This window comes from Campylobacter sp. RM16188, assembly GCF_012978795.1.
GTDB lineage: Bacteria > Campylobacterota > Campylobacteria > Campylobacterales > Campylobacteraceae > Campylobacter_A > Campylobacter_A canis.
Map to the genome: position 1 here is coordinate 1 of NZ_LIWQ01000014.1, position 21,248 is coordinate 21,248.

Sequence of the window (21,248 nt, forward strand, 5' to 3'; positions counted from 1 at the left end):
TTTTACCGAGAGGGCTACGACTGCAAAGAGCTTTAGTAGCTCATCTTCATTTTGGCTTCCTACAACGCGATTTTCGTTATAAAATTTATGAAAATTTGCGGAAAGCGATTTTAGATAGTCGAAAATTTTCTGCATTGCACGAGCATTAAACGCATCTACAAGCACGTCATTTAAAGAAAGTGCTTCAAAAAGCAAATTCTTAGCATCCTCACTTAAGCTTTTAAACTCAATGTTATTTACATCATCTATACTTTTACCCGCTTTTGCAAAAATTTGATTCACGCGCGCATGAGCGTAGTTGATATAAAAAATCGGATTTGAGCTATCTTCTCGCTTTAGTTCATCAACATCAAATTCAAGATGTGTGTCGCTCTTTTTGCTTAAAAACATAAACCTAAGCGCTTCATACCCTATCTCGGCAGTCACATCGCTCATAAGCACCACGTTGCCCGAGCGCTTGCTCATCTTAAACTGCTCGCCGTTTTTAAGAAGCGAAACCATCTGAGTTAGCAGCACCTCAAGCCTGCTTTCATCATACCCTAAAAAGTGTATCGCGGATTTCATTCTGGCGATATATCCGTGATGATCGGCACCCCAGATGTTGATATACCTATCATATCCGCGCTCAAATTTGTCATTGTGATAGACTATGTCGCCCGCAAGGTAGGTTTCGCGCCCATCTTCCCTAACTATCACACGATCTTTTTCATCTCCTGCTTCGCTTGATCTTATCCAAATTTTACCCTCATCCTCATAGATACCGCCGCATTTTTTAAGCTTTTCAAGAGTGGTTTGAAGCTTGTTATAATAACTTCTCTCGCTAGCCCAATTATCTATAAAAATTTTAGCTTCAGCCAAATTTTGTTTGATAAGACCCAACACTATATCTTTGCCAAACTCTGCAAGCTCTAAATTTCTACTTTCATCATAAAAAATTTCTTTGCCAAATTTATCGTTTGCTTCGCGTGCGATATCTAAGATATAATCCCCTCTATAATACTTTTCAGGATAATTTACTTCTTCTTTAAATAGCTCTTCGCGAGCCCTAAGACTTATGGAAATTCCAAGCAGGTCTATTTGGTTGCCTGCGTCGTTTATATAGTACTCAGTCGTGATATCCTTGCCGATATAAGCTCCTACGCGAGCTAATGTATCGCCAAATACGGCACCTCTTACATGTCCGATATGAAGTGGTCCTGTTGGATTAGCGCTTACATACTCTATCAGTATCTTTTCTCTATCCGCTCCGCCTTTTGCGAAATTTTGAGGATCTGCAAGGCTATCGCTAGCAAGTCTATCTAAAAATTTGCTATTTAATTTAAAATTTATATATCCGTTTAGTGCGCTTGCTTCAAGAATTTCGCTACCGCTAAATTTAGAAACGATCTCTTCGGCTATGATTTTTGGAGATTTCTTAAGCTCTTTTGCAAGAGAAAAAGCAAGAGGCGTGGCATAATGCGCCAAACTCTTGTCTTTTGGCTTTTCTAATACAAAATCATCGCTTATATATTTTTTTATCTCATCTATGACTAAATTTTTCACTCTTATCCTCAGGCGTTCTTAGTTGTCTCGTCGGCCTTAGTAGCGGTTAGCGTATCTTCTTTCTTCTCTTCGACTTTTTCTATATTTTCAGCTTTTTTATCGTCACTTTCCATCTCTGATTTAAAGCTCTTTATGCCCTTACCAAGTCCCTTTGCAAGTTCAGGTATCTTCTTTGCACCAAATAGCAATACGACTATAAGAAGTATTATAAGTAGTTGTTGGACGCTTGGACCCATTTTCTCTCCTTTAAATTTTTCGTAATCTTATCATAAATTTTAGCAATCTATCCAATTATTAATGGTTTGACGCAAATTTATATTCGCACTTTTTAGCTTCATTGATTTTAAAATCGCTCTTAAATTTTCATAACTTTTTTCCACATCATCATTAATAAGCAAATAGTCATACTCCAAGATGTGCTCCATCTCGCCGGCTGCGTTCATAAGGCGATTTTCTATCATTTCGGCAGTATCGGTTCCCCTGCCTTCAAGCCTACGTCTAAGCTCTTTTTTGTCCGTTGCCGTTATAAAAACGGAGGTGATCAAATTTGCAAATTTCTCTTTGGTTAAATGAAACCCTTGAACATCAACGTCAAACACGACTATTTTGCCCTCATTTAATGCCGCAAGAACAGGTTTTAAAGAAGTTCCGTAATAGTTTTTATGCACATTCGCCCATTCTAAAAAGCTTCCCTCTTCAATACCCTTCTTAAACTCATCTTCGCTTATATAATAATAATTCACTCCATCTTTTTCACCATCTCTTATCTTTCTGGTGGTAGATGAAATAGAAAAATATAAATTGCTCTCTTCAGCCAAAAGCCTGTTTAAAAGAGTGCTTTTACCGCTTCCGCTTGGACCGCTGATGATTAAAATTTGTCCTTTCAAATTCACTTTTCCTCAAACGTTATATTTATCTTTATATTCATGCCTTTTAGCGCGTCTTTTATAGAGCTTACGCTTAGCGAAGTAGCGATATGCTCGGTGATTTTATGAGTTAGTTCGTTTTTTACATCCGTTTGGTTTATTTGCACCGCTTCTTCGTTGCCTTCTTCAAGAGCTCGTTTGATCTCGGTTTCGCTTATCTGATCGATATTTTCATAATCCGACCCGTCAGATTGATAAATTTTAAAATCTTCAATTTCCACTTCGCTAGAAGCCTCTTCATCTTTGGCCGCAACGAACTCTTCTTGCTCTTTTATCTCAAATTCCACTTCGTTTGCAACATCAAATTTTTCATCATCTAATTCAGCGTCAAATTCATCAGGCAACTCAAGCTTTTGAGCGAAATTTTGTATATCCTCTTTTGCGGTTTCATCTAAAGATTCTTCATTGACACTAAACTGCTCAAACTCTTCTTGCAGCTCTTCTTCAAATTTAGCGTCTAAATTTTCTATCTCGTCTATATCGTTTTTAATGCTTTCTATCACGTCAAGCTCTTCATCATACGCAGGTGAAGTAAGCTCGCTCATTAACTCGTCGAATTTTTCTTCTTTAGACTCCGATTTATCCTCTTCATCTTGCTTTAAAGGCTCATCGCTAAAGTCAAATTCTTTTAACAACTCCTCTTCGCGGACTAGCATTTCAGCCTGCATAGCTTCATCTTCTGCTTGATTTAAATTTTCATCCTCGGCAACTTCTTTAGGCATATCATCAATTGATTTTACAAGCTCGCTTAGCTGCTTAGTTAGTTCATCATCTTTTAAATTCGGTTCATCAAAGCCATCTTCATCAAATTCAGCGCCCAAATCCAAATCATCAAGAGCAAATTCCTTATCCTGCACCTCGTCAATCTCAGGCAGATCATCATCAAACATCTTATCGTCAAACTCATCTATAAATTTGCTCTCTTCAAGAGGCGCTACGAATTCCTGAGTATCTTTAAATTCTTCAATCTCACTTGACTCTTCTTCTTTTGGACTTAATTTTTCCATCACAGATACGAATTCCGTCGGCAAAAAAGGCTTAAATAAGACTTTATCTGCACTGGCAAATTCAGGTGAGTTCTTTGAAGCAAGGTATAAAATTTTATCTGCAAGGTTTTTTAAATCAACATCCTCTATCTGAGTGTCGCTATCAATGATGAGCACGTCAAAAAGTCCGCTATCAAGCATGTCTAAACTTGCAACCTCGACATATTCGCAACCCATTTTGCTTAAACTAAGCGTAGCCAAGCGGGAAACTGCGGGATTGTTATTAACAAGCGCGACTTTCATGAAGACTCCTTTGAAAAAACCTTAAGAAAGTATTTTAAGATATTTTTGATTACTCTTAGCTTAGTTTAAAAAACAAAGAGGGCATGTCGTTTATCACTCTAAGCATAAGCTCGCTAAAAAGCTCCATCATACCCGTTAAAATAGCTATAAGCACGACAAATCCTATAACGATTTTGATAGGATAGCCTACGACTAGCAGGTTAAACTGCGGCATGGTTTTCATAAGCATCCCAAAGATAAGATCAGACAGCAAAGAAAGCGCAAGGATAGGAAACGACATGATAAAACCGAACATAAAGAGATTTATCATGGATTTTGAAGTGTAGTGGACTATATTTGCGCTTGGGTAAAATTCGCCAAGCGGGATATGGGTGAGTGAATTTGCAAAAAACAGCAACAAAAGATGGTGTCCGTCAAATGCCAAGAACGTCATCAAGGCAAGAAAATTTATGATATTTGACATCACGGGCGAGTTTATGCCTGTCTGAGGATCAAGCACACTGGCCATAGAAAATCCCATAACCATAGAAATTTGCTCGCCGGCAAGCTGAAGTATGCCAAATACGATAGTTACAAGCAGTCCTGCACAAAGTCCAAGCATAAGTTCGCTTAAAATTTCAACTACAAGATAGTAAATTTCGCCGTTTTTAACGCTTGCTACGGGAAATAAAAAAATCGTTAGAAAAAACGTTAAAGCGGTTTTTGCAGAAATTGGAATTTGAGAATGGCCAAAAAACGGGAAAAACACTATAAGTCCGCTTAATCTGGCGAATAACAGCATAAAGGTTATCACTCTATCGGTGCCGAAAAATTGAACTATCTCCATACCGCTCTTTTAAAATTTTTATCTATTTTACAAAATTTTACTTTGTTTTGGCTTGAAATTTTAAATTTGCAACAAGAGATTTAAGCCCTATTTTGAGCCTAAAAACTGCTTTATAGTTTCTACTTTGTTAAAGTATTTTTATAATCTTAGGCTTGAGACCACCTTAAAGTAAGACTACAAGTTATTTGTTTAAGCGCTAAAATAGACCGAAATTAAAGGCCTTTACGACATTTAATAAGAAATATGGGCTTACTCTTTGACTTTTGATTTTAAAAATTTATATGAAATTTGAGCGTTTATGGCTTATATATACAAAAACAATATATAGGTAAAAGAATATACTAAATGGAAATTTTTGCCAGCTCTTTATTATCCAGCCTGTATTGATTATCGCACTTTGCGGCTAAATCGTTATCATGAGTTACTAGCACAAGTGCCGCATCGTTTGCTTTGATATACTCAAAAAGAGTTTGCATTACGTCATTTGCAGTTTGTTTGTCCAAATTTCCGGTAGGTTCGTCGGCAAATATTATTTTTGGCTTTTTACATAGCACTCTGGCGATACTCACGCGCTGTTGCTGCCCTCCGCTCAATTCGCCTACTTTTTGATTTAAAACTTCTTTGATTTTTAAATTTTCGAGGATATTTTCATCTATATTTTGACCCGATAAAATTCCTGCAAGTTCGATATTTTCCCTTGCGTTAAAGCCTTTAAACAGATAGTGGGCTTGAAAAATAATTCCGAAATCAAGTCTACGAATCTGCAAAAGCTCGCTTGAAGAGAGATCATAAAGCGACTTGCCTTTATAAATAACCTCGCCCGTTTTAGGCCTAAGCAGTGTTGAAAGTATATGAAGTATAGTTGATTTCCCGCATCCGCTTACGCCTAAAATAGCCGAGCTTTCGCGGGAATTTAAAGATATATTGACATTTTCAAAGAGCGTATAATCATACGCAAAGCTAAGATCTACGCCCTTTAAAATTTCCATTTTTAAGCCATTTGCGCCGCAACTTCCGCCGCAAAATCTTCGTTTTTCTTCTCTAAGCCTTCGCCAAGCTCAAATCTAACGTATTTTACGATCTCGATTTTACCGCCAAGCTCTTTGCTCTTTTCAGTTATTACCTGCTCAACGGTTTTCTTATCGTCCATTACGTAAAATTGGCCTAAAAGAGTAAGTCTTTGATCTAATACGGTATTGTCCGCAAAAAATCTTTCGATCTTGCCAGGTATGATTTTATCCCAAATTTTCTCAGGCTTACCTTCCGCTTTTAACTCTTCTTTTATCGCGTCTTCGGCTTTTGCTATCACATCATCGGTAAGTTGCAATCTACTTGCGTAACTTGGGATGTGGTGAAGCGGTTTGCCAAGACGAACTAGCTCTTCATTGTCTTTTTCAAGCTCAGCTTTAAGAGCGATAAATTCTTTTTCCACAAATTCTCTATCAAGATCTTTGTAGCTTATCACGCTTGGCTTCATAGCGGCTGCATGCATACATAAATTTCTTATGAAATCCTCTGCTTTTTGAGCTGTTTGAGCGCTATCGCAAGCTGCAGCGATGATAACTCCAACGCGTCCGTTTGAATGCACATATCCGTTTACTACGCCGTTTTCATCTACTTTAACCGTCTCAAAGCGTCTTACTACCAAATTTTCGCCGATTGTAGCGATTTGACCCTTGAAATAATCTTCAAATTTAACACCGTTTATAACGCTCTCATTGAGGCTTTCTACGCTAGAGATAGAGTTTGCTTGGATATGAGCGGTAGTGTCTTTTGTGAGGTTTTGAAACTGAACGTTTTTGGCAACGAAATCGGTTTCTGAATTTATCTCCGTGATAGTTGCTTTCTTGCAGTGTTCACATACTTCAACCGTTACAAGACCCTCGCTTGCAAGTCTGTCGGCTTTTTTAGCGGCTTGTCCAAGACCTTTTTCGCGAAGTATATCTACGGCTTTTTCCATATCGCCGTTAGCTTCGGCTAAAGCCTTTTTACAATCCATCATTCCAGCTCCGGTTGCTTCACGGAGCTCTTTTACCATTTGTGCGGTTATTTCCATTATTCTTCATCCTCCGCTTCAAATTCTTCTTCGCTAAATGCCTCTTCTAGCACAGCATCTTTCTCATCTTGAGTAACCTCTTCTTTGCCCTCTTCGGCTACGCCGCCGTCTTTTTCAAGTTGTGAGCGTCCTTCGATGATAGCCTCAGCCATCTCTTGGCAGAAAAGTTGTACCGAGCGGATAGCATCGTCGTTTCCAGGGATTGGATAATCAATTACGTCAGGATCGCAGTTTGTGTCGATTGGTGCAACTACAGGGATTTTTAGTCTGTTAGCTTCTTGGACTGCTATTTTTTCTTTAACTGTATCGATAACAAAGATCATATCAGGTGGAGTTTTCATATTTCTAATTCCGCCAAGGTAGGCTACAAGCTTCTCTTTTTTTCTTCTTAGCATTAAAGCTTCTTTTTTGGTTAGAAGATTGATTGAACCGTCCTCTTCCATAGCTTCGATAACTTCAAGCTTGCGTATGCTTTGGCGGATAGTTCCGAAGTTTGTCATCATGCCGCCCAGCCAGCGGTGATTTACGTATGGCATTCCGCATTTTTCAGCATATTCGCCAACTGTTTGACCGGCTTGTTTTTTTGTTCCTACAAAAAGGATGGTTTTACCCTCTGCCGCTGCGTCACGAACGATGTTGTAAGTGTAGCGGAAGTAGCGGATAGTTTTTTGTAGATCTATAATGTAGATACCTTTTCTCTCGCCAAAAATGAATTTTTTCATCTTTGGGTTCCATCTGCGTGTTTGGTGTCCGAAGTGAACGCCGCACTCTAGCAAATCTCTCATTGTTACCATATCGGTTCTCCTTGTGCGCTTTTGCGCGAAATTTAGGTTTCTCCTCCACACCCATTAACGACAAATTTGCACTTGTCGCAACCAAATTTTAGGATTGGTGTGTGTGAATTGAAGCTTGGATTATACTGAAAGTAAGATAAAATTAAGCTAAATTTTATGAATAGGCTTTGGTTAAAAGCAAAATTCTTAGTAAATTTTAATTATCAAAATTTACAGACCCCGGCACACTAAACCAGAGCCTGTAAATTTCAATCACAATCGCAAATTTACTATCACGGTCGCAATAAAATCACTCAAAAAATCCCTTTTTAACTATCTTTTCTTCCTTCACGCAAAACTCTCCTTTTGCGATTACATCTTGAACACTCATATCTTCATCAAAGCTCGTAAAGTCCGCGTCAAAACCGACTTTTATAGAGCCTTTACCTTCCAAATTCAAAAATTTAGCCACATTTTTTCCCATCAAAGCAAAAGCCTGCGTGTGAGTTAAAATTTTATTTTCAGTAACAGCTTTTAGCACGTCTAAATTTGCACTGCAACTTGCACATCCGTATCCGACCAGAGCACCACTTTCATCAAATTTAGGCACACTTCCGTTGCCATCAGAGCTCATCGTCATCATGTCTAGCTTTAAGCCCTTTTCAATGCCGTAAGCGATCACCTCATGAAGCGGAGCAAACTGGCTTCCGCCGCTTGTGATATCAAAAAATCCGCCCATCTTTTGCAGTTTCAAGCACTCATCAAAGAGATCTTTTGTCCTGGCACAATGTGTCGGCGAGAAGTACTGAACAGGAAATTCGCAGTCTTTCAGTATCCTAAACACCGCATCAAGCTTGCTAGATAGTCCGCCCATGTGCATATGCATCACGCCGCCTTTTTTGGATATCATGCCTCCAATTCTTATCTGAGTTAGTATTTTGATGAGCTCTTCATCGGTCGGATAACTGCTTCTGTTATCCGACATTGCAATTTTAACGCCTCTAACTTTATCGATTAGCACTAAGTCTTTAGTAATACTTCCCGTAAAAGTAACGGTTGGCGTAGCGTATGAACCTGTATGGATAAATGTCGAAATTCCTTCAAATTCAAGCGCTTTTGCTTTGGAGTAAAGATTTTCAAGACTTCTGGTACAGCCATCAGTGCCTAAAACTCCAACGACAGTCGTGATACCATGCTTTACGATCTCGCTTAACTTAATTTCAGGAGTTCTTGAATGATATCCCGCTTCGCCTCCTCCACCCGTGATATGGACGTGCTGATCGATTAGTCCGGGAGCTAAAATTTTGCCTTTAAGATCGTAAGTTTCAAGGCTTTCACAGCGGAAATCAAGTCCTTTTCCGATAGCTAAAATTTTACCTCCGCCCACAAGCACATCGCTATCTCCCACATGCTCAGGGGTAAATAAATTTGCATTTTTAAGTAGTAGCATGCTAACTCCTTTAAATTTTAAATGTAGATTTTTTATTTTAGCAAATTTAAAGAAATTTTAGCCTTTATACAAAATTAAATCAAAGCTTTCCAAGCTCCATAAACATCAAATTTTCACAGCTTTGCTCATCACCCAGATCGCAGCCTTGCTTAAAAAACTCCTTAGCCTTATCTCTATCTTGCTTCATGTGGGCTTTAACTTTTGGATTTGTATTTAGCGCACCTACGTTATAACAGCCTCTTGCGTGATGCATCTGGCAAGCTTTAGCGTGAAACTCTTCGGCTTTTTTGAAATTTAGCTCAATCCCTTGACCTCTTACGTAAGAGCGCGCAAGCTCGTAGCAACCTTCAGAAGTGCCGTATTCGCAAGCTTTTTTAAAGAATTCGTTGCCTGCCTTTTTATCCTCTTTTATGCCTTCGCCTTTGAAGTTAAACACGCCTAAGTTAAAGCACGCCATGCCGTCTTCGCCGTTGCAAGCTTTCGTTAGAAGCATAACAGCCTTTGAGTAATCTTTCAAATCGCTATAAACCATAGCAAGGTTATAACAGCCATAGACATTATCGCCGTTGCAGGCTTTTTCATAGAGTCTAACAGCCTTTTGCATGTCATATTTAACGCCTCTTTCGTTTTCATACATGGCGCCAAGGTTATAGCATCCCTGCATATCGCCCTCATCGCAAGCCTTCTCGTAAAGCTTCGCCGCCTCTTCGTATCTGCCCTCTACATAAGCATCATCCGCCTTATTTAAAGTCGAGGCAAAAAGCGCTCCAGCACAAACCATCATGCAAATAATCTTTTTCAAATTTGTCCTTTTTGTGAAATTTTAAGGACGTGATATTAACAAATCATCTCTTTTTGGTGGATTAAATTTATCGTTTATTTTAGATTTTGAGCCTTATCGCAGCTTGATTTAGCTCCAAGAGCGCATGCTCTTTCATGATAAAGAAGCGATTTTTGTATGTCTTTTGGCGCACCCTCGCCTTTTTCATGCATCTTTGCCGCCATAACGCAACTTGAAGCGGTTTTAAGCTCACATGCCCGCTCGTAAAATTTAAGCGCCTGCGCATGATCTTTTATGACACCGTTTCCGTAGTAGTGCAAATTCGCTAAGACTATGCAGCTATACGAGATCTCGCCATCGCAAGCTTGCTTAGCAAATTTAGCAGCAAACGCGAAGCCTTGCTTAACCCCTCTGCCCTCATAATAAGCGCTCGCAAGTCTATCACAGCCTAGTAAATTTCCGCCTTCGCAGGCTTTTTGATATAGTTTGACGGCATTTTCATACTTAAGCTTATCGTTTGAAAAGTAAAAATTACCAAGCATAATACAAGAGTCTAAAAGCCCGCTATCGCAAGACTTTGTTAGAATTTCTATCGCGGCTTTTTCATCTCCTATGCGAAAGAGTCTTTGTGCTTCTTGCAACTGCGCGCCAAAAAGAGTAAAGGCCAACAAAACAATCAAAGCTATCTTTTTCATGATTTCACCCGCTTAATTGCACTTCCTCTTCAATCTTCATCAAATTTATAAAAATTTGTCTCATGTTTTCGCGCTCATCTTCGCTTAATGAAATTTGCTCGCAGTTTAAGAATTCCTTTACCAAAGCTTCGTTTTGAAGTCTTTCCACTCCAAATTTCTTGGCGTTTTGAATTATTTTTACCACTCTTAAATCCTTAGGCGCAAATGCTTCATATCCCATTATGCAGTCCTTTAAGTATTTTAAAAAATAAAATTATAAAACAACAAAACTGAATTATCAAAGCAAAAAGAGGCGATCGGAACTAGTCCGATCGGTAAGAAAGATTATTTATTTACTTTTATTACAAGGCTAGCGTCAAGCTCTTCTTTGTCGCATTTTTTAGGATCTGCGTAAGCTGTCTCGTGCTTGGCTTGAAATAGCCAATTTCCCTCTTTGATAGCTATAACTTCGATCACGCCTTGAAGGTCGGTAGTGCCAAAAAATGTATATTTACCCTCAGGAAATCCTTCAATCACGCCCGTAACTTTAGCAACTTTCGCAGGCTTGCCGTTAGCGAAAAATTGCAATTTAAAAGGAGTATCAACCTTGATCTTCGTAACATCGCTTAGAGGCACGATTTCTACGATCTGACCTATCGGCTTATAGATGAAGTCCTCCACCTGATCGCCTTCTACGATTATGCTTTTAGCCGTTCTAGCGTGAAATCCGCAAGATTCAACGTTTTTTACATTTTCTTTATGTCCGTCTTGATGCCACTTGCCGTCCTTATCTTTTGACCAAAATGTAGGTTTATAGTCGCCCGCCAGCACATAAGAGCCTTTTTTGAGCTTTTCGCCCTCATAGTGATAGTTTTCGCCGGCTTGCTTTAAAACGGTTTTAGCACCGGTTTTATCCACTATATATAGCGGAGCAAAAAGACTTAATCTCTTCTCGGCTATCGCTTCAGGTTTTGGGAAGCTATGTCCGTAACCGATGTCGGCGCTAAATTTATCCATATTTGATCCTGCGACCCAAAAATCATGTGCAAAAGCACCGCTTAACGCACCTGCTACGACTAAAGAAGTTAATATCTTCTTCATTACTATCTCCTTGTTAAATTTTAAGATTGGACAGGTTGAGTATAACATAACTGATAATTAAAATCAAGTTTTTTGGGCTAAAAAATTAAATAATAATTTTAAATGAGAAATACAACAAAATTTAAGAATAAAATAGAAAAATAGAATAAAAAGCTTAAAATTCCTTATATTTCAAAGTTTATTAATAATTCTACAAATTTGCGTATTTAAATTTAATAAGCAATATCTGATCAATAATCAAGCAGCCAAGCTTAATCGCTATCTCGCCATAATAAAACCCGCAAATCTTCCCGTAACTCGCTCTCTGCGATAAGAAAAATACCTCTCATCGCAATGCGTGCAAATTTCATCAAATTTTACGCTCTTTACGCCAAGTTCCTTAAATTCATCAGCCAAAGCGGCGTTTATATAAAATTTCCCATCGTTTTTGTATCTATTAAACTCGCCAAGATCAAGCCCGCCTATATCATAGCAACCGCCTTTGATATTTGGTCCAACAAAAACGCTTAAATTTTGCTCGCTGCACCCAAATTCGCGCTTCATTAAATTTACGGCATTGGTGCAAATCTTACCTACGGTTCCCGCTCTTCCCGCATGGATAGCAGCCACAACCTCTCGCACCTCATCAAATATCAAAATAGGCGAGCAGTCAGCCACCAAAACGCAAAGCGCAACGCCTTTTAAATTTGTGATTATGCCGTCGCAAAGCGCTATTTCATCATCTAAATTTCTAATTATTTCCACGCGGTTTGAGTGAATTTGACGCATAAATTTTAGATTTCTTATCTCTACGCCAAGCAAATTCGCTAAAATTTCGCGATTTTTAGACACGTTTTTAGGCTCGTCTCCTACATGATCGCCTAAATTTAAGCCTTCATAATCTCCTACGCTCACTCCGCCAAATTTGCTAGTAAATCCGCCGTAAAAACGCTCAACATCAAATACTAAATTTACACCGACATCTTGCATAAAGACTCTTAATAAAGACTTGCGACATGATCTATCTCTTCCCAACTCATCTGCTTTTTAAAACCAAGCTGGTGAGCTACGTAGCGCGCCAAAAGATCGCTTTCGATATTTACTCTTCGGCCTATTTTAAACTCGCTAAAAAGGCTCTCGCGAAACGTTATTGGAATGATCGTTAGGCGCACTCCGTTTGGCGTAACCTCATTTATCGTAAGGCTTACCCCGTCCACGCAGATACTGCCCTTGTTTGCCATTAAGTGCATGATATCTCGCGGCAAATTTATATAAAAATCCACTCCGTTTTCATGCCTAACTATCTTTGAAATTTCGCCTAGCGCATCGATATGACCTTGCACCAAATGCCCATCCACTCTATCGCTAAGCCTCATAGCAGGCTCCATATGAACCCGCCCTTTTAAATTTTCAGTCGCTATAACGGCTCTGGTTTCCGCACTTAGCTCCACACTAAAGCCGCCCGCAAAAAGCTCTATAACGCTTAAGCAAGCGCCATTTACCGCGATACTATCGCCTAAATTTGGTCTATGTTTCGCCTTTAGTCTAAGCTTGTTTTGAGAATAGCTAACAACCTCGGCTATCTCGCGAATAAGTCCGTTAAACATAATTTAGCCTTTAAATTTTTAAAAATTTTACTAAATTTCTACTCACAGCAAGCTTATTTACAAAAGATAAGAAGTAGGCTCTAAAATTTAGAGCCTAAGAATTTAATATCGTCTAACCGATAAATAAGGGGTTTCAGAGTGCATACTCATCTCGTTTTTCTCTCTGAAATCAATAAATTCACTCTCGCTTAATTTTTTGATATTTGCTATCGTCATCTTAAGTGGAGTGATTCCTGATAGCGGATCTGGATCATCTGCGTTTGCAAGCTCGTTTCCATCCGCCTCGCTATAATGAAACGTCGTAAATATAGTTCCCTCTTTCAGATCGGGGTTTATGCGAAGTTTTGCGGCTATCTTGCCTCGTTTGTTCTCTACAAGAGCGTAACATCCTTCATCAAGCTCGCGCTCTCTAGCTATATCGGGGCTTACTTCTATAAGCGCGCCTTCCATGCCTGCTCCATACTCAAGCGCAGGGCACTCTCTAGTCATAGTTCCCGTATGATAGTGATATACCTTTCTTCCAGTAGTGAAAAGACAAGGATAAACCTCATCCGGAATTTCGCTAAGCGCGCCGCTTCCCACCGGATAATCGCTAGGGATATCAAATTTTTGTCTAAATTCCGCTTCAGCCTTTGCGCGACTTGCTTTATCATCTACGTAAAGCACCGGCACAAGGCGAAATTTTCCGTCAGGAAGCATGGATTTTTTATCAGTGTAAAGATCAGGCGTTCCCGCATGCTCCTCATCAGGGCAAGGCCAGCTTATACCGCCGAGTTTTTCAAGCCTATAGTAGCTTATACCGCCAAAGAATTTAGGCATAAGCTCGCGCAGTTCATTCCAAATTTGCTCCGCGTCGTTAAATTTAAAGCCCTCAAGCCCCATGCGATTAGCGATATTGCAAACCACCTTCCAGTCAGGTTCAACTCCGCTTACAGGCTCGCTTGCTTTTCTTGTTCGCTGAACCCTGCGAGAGGTGTTGATAAACGTTCCGTCTTTTTCGCCCCAACCTGCTGCGGGCAAGACCACATCGGCCTTTTGAGCGCTTTCGGTTAGGAACAAATCCTGCACGATAAAGCAGTCAAGATGATGAACGGCATGCACAAAGTGCTCCGTCCAAGGATCACTCATCACAGGATTTTCGCCAAATACATAAAGTAGCTTAAGCTCGCCGCTATCCATCTTTTCAGGAGCTTGCGTTAGCTTAATTCCCGGAGTTGGATTTAGCTCAAAATGCCAAATTTTGCGCGCTTGCTCTTGTGCATACTCGCTGTTTACGGCACCTGCGGGGATGACGTTTGGAAGTGCGCCCATATCACAAGCTCCCTGAACGTTATTTTGCCCGCGAAGCGGATTTACTCCTGCGCCTTTTTTGCCTAAATTTCCTGTTATAAGAGCCAAATTTGATAAAGAAAATACATTTGATGTGCCGTCGGTAAACTGAGTAATGCCCATAGTATAGCAAATCGCTGCCGCATCGGCTTTGGCATACATTCTGGCAGCCTCTATAATAAGCTCTTTTTTAACTCCCGTTTCAGCCTCGTATCGCTCCGGCGTGAAGTCCTTAACCGCTTCTTTTAAATACTCAAAACCGTGAGTATAGTTTTTGATAAATTCATCATCGCACAAATTTTCATTTATGATTAAATTTATCATCGTATTTAGCGTTTTTATATTTGACCCGATCGGAATTTGCATGTATATATCGGCTTTTTTTGCCATATCGGTGCGTTTTGGATCAATTACTATCATTTTAGCGCCGCGCTCTAAGCCTCTTTGCATCTGCATCGCTATAATCGGATGGCACTCGCTCGTGTTCGTGCCTATTAGCAAAAACACATCGGTATCGGTAGCAAATTCAACCAAATCGTTTGTCATCGTTCCGTTTCCAAGTGTACTGGCAAGACCTGCCACAGTCGGAGCGTGTCAAAGACGAGCGCAGTGATCTACGTTGTTGCTTCCTTGAGCACGAAAGAATTTTTGAAAGACATAGTTATCTTCGTTATTTGAGCGAGCGGAACTAAAGCCCATTATCGAATTTGGACCGTATTTTTCAACCGTGCTCTTAAATTTATCGGCGATAAATTCATAAGCCTCGTCAAAACTTACCTCTTCAAGCTCACCGTGCTTATCGTAAACCCCGTTTCTTTTACGTATCATAGGCTTCGTTAAGCGTTTTGGAGAATTTACAAACTCCCAGCCAAACATACCTTTTAAGCAAAGTTCGCCGTCATTTACATGATGCTTTTCAGTCGGCTTTGCACCTGTGATTCTGCCGTTTTCAACGATCAGATCAATGCCACAACCCGTGCCGCAATATGGACAGGTGGTTTTTACAATGGTTTGCATATTCACTTCCCCTTTCTAAAATTATTAAATTTATATACGAAAAATATTATACTCTTAAAAAAATAAATTTAATTTTAAAATTAATTATTTTATTTAAAAAAATTTTAAGTAATATGCTAAATTTGCATATTATATATTGCTTTATTTTACGATATATTAGTATTTAATTAACTTAGTATTTAGATATGTTTAAACATAAGATATAAGTATATGTTTTAAATATTTTGTTGTATCTTTAAAATTTTAAAATATAAAAAGAATCTATTTACTTAAGTTTATATATTAACTTTTATATTTTATATTTATATTGATTAATAAGAATATTTCAGATAATCTGTTTTGATTAATAAAGCGTTTTATCTGATTAAGATAAAATACAAAAATTTATTACAAACAGAGAAAAAAGTGAAAACATCTCGTTTAGGCCTATTAGAAACACAAACCATGGATATACTAAGCAAGGCCGAGCTATCTAAATTTAAACACGAAACCCTAGAAAAAGGCTGCATCCTTTACAGCGATTTCATAAAAATCATAATCTTTAAAAGCGGATCTGCAAAGCTATCGTTTTTTGAAGACGGAGAAGAATTTATCATATATCACTTACAAAAAAACAACATCACCATACTTGATGACACCTGCGCTATTGAAATTTTACGAAGATAGCGAAATTTACTCCATAGAAACTCAAAATATAGAAGAGATGCTGCAAAATCACGAATTTACAAAAGGTCTTTATCAGACAATGCTAAACATAACTTTACTGCAAAGACAGATAATAAAATCGATATTGTTTGAAGATGCAAAAGGTCGCATATCAAGCTTTTTGATAGAGCTTGCAAACGAACAAGATCTCAAACAAAACGGATATAGATATGTGTTTTTGCCTTTTTCGGTTAAAATTTTATCTTCGTTTGTCGGACTTAAAAGACAAAGCGCATCAACGGCATTTAACGAACTGATCAAAGAAGACGTCATCAGAAAGATAACTCCACACGAATTTTTGATTATAGATTATGAAAGATTACAAAGCTACACAAACTAATTTTTAAAAGCTAATTTCAGATATCTAAATTTAAAGCGAGCTAAGAGAATTTAGGCCTCTTGATAAAACCAAAAAGCCTAAATTCGCAGCTAAATTTTAAAATAGCAAACAAATATCAATCCTTCATATCAAATTTGTTTGCCATAAATCCTACAAGTCCTACGAAAAATAGTCCTCCTACGATATTTCCAAGAGTTACGGGAACTAAATTTTTAACCAAGAAATTCGTCCAATTTAACTCGTTTAATCCGGCCACGCTAGTATGCAGCATATGGTCTAGCTCTTTCATATCTCCGCCTACTTGAGCCAGATAGTGAGCCTTGGCTATAAGCGCTTCTGTTATGATAAACATATTTGCCACGCAGTGCTCCATAGAACAAGCCACAAATGCGCCTATCATCCACATAATGGCAAAAAATTTGCCCGCTAAATTACTTTCTGATGTTGCAGTCCATATAGACATACAAACAAAGACGTTACAAAAAATGCCCCTTATGAAAAGCTCGTGAAAAGGCGCGGTTACCTTGCCTACGCCTGCAGGAACAAAGTGTTGCAAGATATAGCCGTCAAATTTTAAAGGCAATCCCGAATAGTAATACATATAAGCAATCAGCGCTCCGCCCGCAAAATTACAAAGCCAGACAACCGCCCAATAAAATACCGCCTGACTTGGCTTAACCTTGCCCTCATAGGCGCTAACTCCCGATAGAACCGAACTTGTAAAAAGATGACCTCCGTAAAAAACAACCATCATAAGACCGCAACTAAAAGTTATGCCGCCTATGAAATTTGCCATGCCGATTGACTGCTTTTCAGCCATACCGACAGTAGAATGAGCCCAAAATATATCGCCCATAGCTATCGCGGCTCCTGCCATAATAGCTAAAAATATGACGCTTATAAGCGGAGTATGAGCCTTGTGTTCCATTGAGCCTGATATGGCTTGAGCCGTTTGCGCAGGATTTAACATGCTGTCTCCTTTAAATTCAAATCAATTTGTAAAATTTTTTCATAAGCTTTTTTAGCGCTTTGTTTAGCTCTCTCGCTCATCCCCTCTTTAAAATCAAGGACGTTTTCAAGAAGCACGCTAATGCCTAAAAAAAGCGTTTTTGGACAAATTTTACGAAGATAACTCAAAAGAACGGGAGTTGGCAAATTATGGGTTGAATAGATATAGTCCTTTTCGTCGCTCAGATCAAAAAACTCGATCTTGCCTTCGCTAAAGCCGCTCATCGCATCAACGACAATCAAAATTTCAGGCGCAAATTCTCTAATCGCACCAAATTCGTCCTCAGGCACATCTTGCCCGTAAAATACCCTCCACTCTTTTAAATTCTCTTCAACTATTCGTCCTACCTCATTACCCACATCATCATCCCCGCGAAGCGGATTTCCTATACAAAGAATAGCCTTTTTCATCAAAAATCCTTTCTAAGCACAAGATATCCCTCTTTTAGATTAAGTAAAATTTCTTTAAATTTACCCTCTGCTAGCTGCGGGATGAGCCTAGCCGCATGCTCGGGGAAAATTTCAACTTCAAAATACTTGCTTAAATTTCCGATTTTGAATTTCACATATTCGCCCGAGTTGCTTAGAATTTCTTCAAATTCATCATCGCTAAGCTCTAAAATTTTCTCACTGAAATCAATAGTCCCGACTCCATGACCAACGCATGTGGAGAAAATTTTGATATCCTTAAGCTCTCTTGGCATCTTCTCGTTTTCATCCATATGGCGTTTTGTGAGTTTGTAAATTTGTATCATCTTTTATCCCAAATTTCTTTTTGAACATCTATTGAAAATTCACTATCCGCTTTTGCGTATTTTAGATAAACATCATTATGAAGTAGCGCCATGCACTCAGCGTACCTTGGGTCGTCTTCATGCTTGATGGCTTCAAGGATGGCTTCTTTGCTCGCTTTTGGGTTTTTTGCATCGGTTGATGTTTTAATAGCGCTCATATATTTTTCAAAAAGAGTTCTACCAAAGATATAGCTCATTAGCCTCTTTGACTCGGCTTGCAAATCTCTTTCAAAAAGAGTATCGCCCAAAACGGACTTTTCAACAGGCGGAGGCAAGGTATTGTCTTGCTCATAGCTTCTTCTTTGAAGCTTTTGATCGATTATGCCAAGAGCCATGCCAAGACCGTAAATAACACTTGCAGGATGTGGCGGACAACCGGGGATATACACATCCACGGGGATTATCTTGTCAATTCCTCCCCAAACGCTATAAGCGTCATAAAATATACCGCCGCTACTTCCGCACGCACCAAAAGCCACGACTATCTTCGGATCGGGAGCCGCTTCATAAGCACGAAGAAGAGGATAATACATCTGTCTGGTAACAGGTCCTGAGCAGACCAATATATCCGCATGACGAGGATTTGCCACCAGTTTAAAGCCAAACCTCTCAGGATCCCACATAGGAGTAATGGCTGCAAAAATTTCTATCTCGCAACCGTTGCAACTTCCGCAATCTATCCTATAAACGCTAAAGCTTCTTTTTATATTTTTAAGATGCTCCAGCTTTGCGGTTAGATCGTTTGCCGTTTTTATATTTTCAGGAACTTGATATAAACTCATTTTATCGCCTCCTCTGTGCCCTTGGTTAATCTTGTAACCGCTTGGGCTTTTTTGCATTCAGGACAGATATAAAGATACTCTTTTGCTTCCTGCAATCTTCCCGGAAGCAAATTTGCGCCGGCAAGCTTTTCGTAGCTGTAGTTAATTAATCTTTTTGGAGTAAAGGACTTACCGCAACATTTGCATTTTTCAACCTCAAGTTCTCCTCTTTGAATAAGTGCGGTTTTGTCAAATTTAACCGCCAGCTCAAAGCTATCGCTTAGTCTTACCGCTCCTGTCGGGCAAACCTCATCACAGCGTCCGCAAAATATGCATCTAGCGCAATCAAACTGCCATATAAGCTTGTCTTGACTCTCGTTCATCTTTATCTCTATGGCATTGCTTGGACAAGCGACTCCACAAGCCGCACAGCCTACACAAAGATCATAAGTATAGTGTGGCTGACCACGGAAATTTTCATGAACTTTATACGGTTCAAACGGATAAGCATATGTCGCTTTTCCGTATTTCTCGGTTATGTCAAAGAGTTTCATCATCTTAGATCCTTTTTACTGACCCCGCCTGATTGGCAGAATTTTTTAAGGTCTTTTTCTGTTAAAATTTTAGATTTCTTACTTCTTACATCGACTAATGTTACACGCTCGGTACATGAATAGCACGGATCAAGCGAACAGACTATAAGCGCGGCGTCGGCTATCGTGTTACCTCTAAACTGATATCTAAGGCTTGGCCAGTTGTTATAAGTTGCCGCTCTACATCTCCAGCGAAATACCTTTTGAGCGCTTCCTTGCATGATCCAATGCACATTTTCGCCTCTAGGCGCTTCATCGTGACCAAGAGCGAAATTTTCAGGTTTGATCATGGTTTTTGGATCTATCATAATAGGAGTTTGAGGCATGAGCTCTAAGCATTGGCGTATGATATGAATGGAGCTTTTTAGCTCTTTATATCTTACGACCTCTCTACTAAAGACATCTCCTCCGTGCTCAACAGCAACTTCAAATTCAAGCTGATTAAAAAAATCGTAAGGATGATCGTAGCGATTATCTCGTTTAAAGCCCGAACCTCTCATATTTGGGCCAACGGGGCTAAAGTCTCTGGCAACTTGTTTATCAAGTACGCCCACACCTTTCCAGCGCCCTATCTGACGCTTATCATCCATGACCGCATCCCAAATTTCAGTTATCTGAACATCAAGATTGTTTATTATCTCGATAGCTTTTTTAATCTCATTATTTGTCATATCGCGTCTTAAACCGCCCATTATGACGTTTCCGTATGTCTTGCGACCTCCCGTTACAAGTTGAGCTAGCTCCATAGAGTATTCCCTTACTCTAAAGATATGCATAAATGCGTTATAGTTGCCCGTAACCTCGCAGGCTAAGCCGATATTTAAAAGATGGCTATGAAGACGCTCTATCTCAAGGCATATCACGCGAATAGCTTGAGCCCTAAGCGGAATTTCAAGACGGATAGCCTTTTCTGCCGCTTCTATACAAGCAATTGCGTGAGCGTATCCGCAAATTCCGCATACGCGTTCTGCAAGATAGCCCATTTGATCGTAGTTCATTCTGTTTTCGGCGAGCTTTTCCATACCTCTGTGCTGATAAAAGAGGCGATAATCGGCATCTATTATCTCATCTCCGTCGCAAAATAGCCTAAAGTGACCCGGTTCATCGCTTGTTACGTGAAGAGGACCAAGCGGAACATCCACTACGCTATCTCCGCTAGGAAATAAAAATTCAGCCTCCGGCTCGTCTTGATGAGCTACCGCATTTGGTCTATATCGATAGTCCATAGCGTCTTTTCTTAATGGATGAAGTCCATCGGGCCAATCATCGCTTAGAACCAACCTGCGCTTATCGGGAAGTCCTTCTGCGATAAGACCGAACATATCATAAGCCTCACGCTCATACCAAACGCAAGCCGGAACTAAAGGAGTAACCGATGGAAATGTCGGGTCATTTCCCGGGATTAAGGTCTTAACAGTGATAAAGCACTTATCCTCAGGCGCAAAATCATCAGCCTCTGTCATCTTTGAGCCCTCCATAGAAATAGCGTAATAAAGCGCGAAATTTCCGTTTATGGCTCTTTCGTCATTTGGTATCATAGTAGAAATAAATCCGCCTATATCATAATAAAGCGTTTTTACCGCAAGCGGAAGATCGTTTCTATCAACCAAAACAGTGATCTGATCCTTGGCTTGTCTTGTTACTTCAAGGATTTTGACCTTAGTTTTTAAAATTTCTATAAATTTATCTCCACGCAT

Annotated in this window: 24 protein-coding genes; 2 read left to right on the forward strand and 22 right to left on the reverse strand. The window is 39.4% G+C overall.

Annotated elements, in window-relative coordinates; translation table 11 throughout:
* The 16 genes from argS to CDOM16188_RS08845 form a co-directional block, all read right to left on the reverse strand.
* The coding region (gene argS / locus CDOM16188_RS08770) for an arginine--tRNA ligase (protein WP_172201465.1) at positions 1-1,542 on the reverse strand (1,542 nt) is incomplete at its 3' end.
* A gap of 8 nt (positions 1,543-1,550) precedes the next feature.
* On the reverse strand, positions 1,551-1,778 hold the full coding sequence (locus tag CDOM16188_RS08775; RefSeq protein ID WP_169939924.1) for a twin-arginine translocase TatA/TatE family subunit: 228 nt from the start codon (positions 1,776-1,778) through the stop codon (positions 1,551-1,553).
* A gap of 39 nt (positions 1,779-1,817) precedes the next feature.
* Entirely contained in the window at positions 1,818-2,429 is a 612-nt protein-coding gene (gmk, locus tag CDOM16188_RS08780; protein WP_172201467.1) for a guanylate kinase, read from the reverse strand.
* 2 nt (positions 2,430-2,431) lie between these two features.
* On the reverse strand, positions 2,432-3,757 hold the full coding sequence (locus CDOM16188_RS08785) for a hypothetical protein (protein WP_172201469.1): 1,326 nt from the start codon (positions 3,755-3,757) through the stop codon (positions 2,432-2,434).
* A gap of 55 nt (positions 3,758-3,812) precedes the next feature.
* Positions 3,813-4,583: a flagellar biosynthetic protein FliR gene (fliR, locus tag CDOM16188_RS08790; RefSeq protein ID WP_172201471.1), complete on the reverse strand. Its 771-nt coding sequence runs from the start codon at positions 4,581-4,583 to the stop codon at positions 3,813-3,815.
* A 341-nt stretch (positions 4,584-4,924) separates the two neighbouring features.
* Positions 4,925-5,572: an ABC transporter ATP-binding protein gene (locus tag CDOM16188_RS08795; protein ID WP_172201473.1), complete on the reverse strand. Its 648-nt coding sequence runs from the start codon at positions 5,570-5,572 to the stop codon at positions 4,925-4,927.
* Positions 5,573-5,574: 2 nt separating this feature from the next.
* Complete coding sequence (gene tsf / locus CDOM16188_RS08800) at positions 5,575-6,639, reverse strand: translation elongation factor Ts (RefSeq protein ID WP_172201475.1); 1,065 nt, start codon at positions 6,637-6,639, stop codon at positions 5,575-5,577.
* Positions 6,639-7,433, reverse strand: coding sequence for a 30S ribosomal protein S2 (gene rpsB / locus CDOM16188_RS08805; protein ID WP_169939912.1), 795 nt, complete (start codon positions 7,431-7,433; stop codon positions 6,639-6,641). Before rpsB ends, tsf begins: the two co-directional genes overlap by 1 nt.
* A 289-nt stretch (positions 7,434-7,722) precedes the next feature.
* Positions 7,723-8,862 (reverse strand): beta-aspartyl-peptidase, encoded by a 1,140-nt coding sequence (gene iadA / locus CDOM16188_RS08810; protein WP_172201477.1) that lies wholly within the window; start codon positions 8,860-8,862, stop codon positions 7,723-7,725.
* Between the two features lie 79 nt (positions 8,863-8,941).
* Positions 8,942-9,664 carry a tetratricopeptide repeat protein gene (locus CDOM16188_RS08815; RefSeq protein WP_172201479.1) on the reverse strand — a complete coding sequence of 241 codons (723 nt, stop codon included), beginning with the start codon at positions 9,662-9,664 and terminating at the stop codon, positions 8,942-8,944.
* Positions 9,665-9,738: 74 nt separating this feature from the next.
* Entirely contained in the window at positions 9,739-10,338 is a 600-nt protein-coding gene (locus CDOM16188_RS08820) for a tetratricopeptide repeat protein (protein ID WP_172201481.1), read from the reverse strand.
* 4 nt (positions 10,339-10,342) lie between these two features.
* The gene (locus CDOM16188_RS08825; protein WP_172201483.1) at positions 10,343-10,558 is read right to left on the reverse strand and encodes an acetyltransferase; all 216 of its coding nucleotides are present in this window, start codon (positions 10,556-10,558) and stop codon (positions 10,343-10,345) included.
* 104 nt (positions 10,559-10,662) lie between these two features.
* Positions 10,663-11,418, reverse strand: a complete 756-nt coding sequence (locus tag CDOM16188_RS08830) for a DUF4198 domain-containing protein (RefSeq protein WP_172201485.1) — start codon at positions 11,416-11,418, stop codon at positions 10,663-10,665.
* A gap of 258 nt (positions 11,419-11,676) precedes the next feature.
* Positions 11,677-12,387, reverse strand: a complete 711-nt coding sequence (gene pgeF, locus CDOM16188_RS08835) for a peptidoglycan editing factor PgeF (protein ID WP_172201487.1) — start codon at positions 12,385-12,387, stop codon at positions 11,677-11,679.
* Positions 12,388-12,395: 8 nt separating this feature from the next.
* The gene (gene ribE / locus CDOM16188_RS08840) at positions 12,396-13,004 is read right to left on the reverse strand and encodes a riboflavin synthase (RefSeq protein WP_172201489.1); all 609 of its coding nucleotides are present in this window, start codon (positions 13,002-13,004) and stop codon (positions 12,396-12,398) included.
* Positions 13,005-13,106: 102 nt separating this feature from the next.
* Positions 13,107-15,350 (reverse strand): molybdopterin oxidoreductase family protein, encoded by a 2,244-nt coding sequence (locus tag CDOM16188_RS08845; RefSeq protein ID WP_253908173.1) that lies wholly within the window; start codon positions 15,348-15,350, stop codon positions 13,107-13,109.
* Between the two features lie 405 nt (positions 15,351-15,755).
* Between CDOM16188_RS08845 and CDOM16188_RS11355 the strand changes: the two genes are divergently transcribed.
* Both CDOM16188_RS11355 and CDOM16188_RS08855 read left to right on the forward strand, forming a co-directional pair.
* Complete coding sequence (locus tag CDOM16188_RS11355) at positions 15,756-16,016, forward strand: hypothetical protein (RefSeq protein WP_253908174.1); 261 nt, start codon at positions 15,756-15,758, stop codon at positions 16,014-16,016.
* Positions 15,997-16,395 (forward strand): Crp/Fnr family transcriptional regulator, encoded by a 399-nt coding sequence (locus tag CDOM16188_RS08855; RefSeq protein ID WP_253908175.1) that lies wholly within the window; start codon positions 15,997-15,999, stop codon positions 16,393-16,395. The genes CDOM16188_RS11355 and CDOM16188_RS08855 overlap by 20 nt, the downstream gene beginning before the upstream one ends.
* A gap of 115 nt (positions 16,396-16,510) precedes the next feature.
* Here the strand turns inward: CDOM16188_RS08855 and CDOM16188_RS08860 are convergent, their stop codons facing one another.
* From CDOM16188_RS08860 to CDOM16188_RS08885, 6 genes are read right to left on the reverse strand one after another with little or no spacing between them, the layout of a single operon-like run.
* Positions 16,511-17,365 (reverse strand): formate/nitrite transporter family protein, encoded by an 855-nt coding sequence (locus CDOM16188_RS08860; RefSeq protein WP_172201491.1) that lies wholly within the window; start codon positions 17,363-17,365, stop codon positions 16,511-16,513.
* Complete coding sequence (locus CDOM16188_RS08865) at positions 17,359-17,814, reverse strand: hydrogenase 3 maturation endopeptidase HyCI (protein WP_172201492.1); 456 nt, start codon at positions 17,812-17,814, stop codon at positions 17,359-17,361. The genes CDOM16188_RS08860 and CDOM16188_RS08865 overlap by 7 nt, the downstream gene beginning before the upstream one ends.
* Positions 17,814-18,158 (reverse strand): formate hydrogenlyase maturation HycH family protein, encoded by a 345-nt coding sequence (locus tag CDOM16188_RS08870; protein WP_172201493.1) that lies wholly within the window; start codon positions 18,156-18,158, stop codon positions 17,814-17,816. The genes CDOM16188_RS08865 and CDOM16188_RS08870 overlap by 1 nt, the downstream gene beginning before the upstream one ends.
* Positions 18,155-18,979 carry an NADH-quinone oxidoreductase subunit B family protein gene (locus tag CDOM16188_RS08875; RefSeq protein WP_169939886.1) on the reverse strand — a complete coding sequence of 275 codons (825 nt, stop codon included), beginning with the start codon at positions 18,977-18,979 and terminating at the stop codon, positions 18,155-18,157. The genes CDOM16188_RS08870 and CDOM16188_RS08875 overlap by 4 nt, the downstream gene beginning before the upstream one ends.
* Positions 18,976-19,515, reverse strand: a complete 540-nt coding sequence (locus CDOM16188_RS08880) for a formate hydrogenlyase complex iron-sulfur subunit (protein WP_169939884.1) — start codon at positions 19,513-19,515, stop codon at positions 18,976-18,978. Before CDOM16188_RS08880 ends, CDOM16188_RS08875 begins: the two co-directional genes overlap by 4 nt.
* A complete protein-coding gene (locus CDOM16188_RS08885) occupies positions 19,512-21,248 on the reverse strand; it encodes an NADH-quinone oxidoreductase subunit C (RefSeq protein ID WP_172201494.1) in 1,737 nt (578 codons plus the stop codon). Before CDOM16188_RS08885 ends, CDOM16188_RS08880 begins: the two co-directional genes overlap by 4 nt.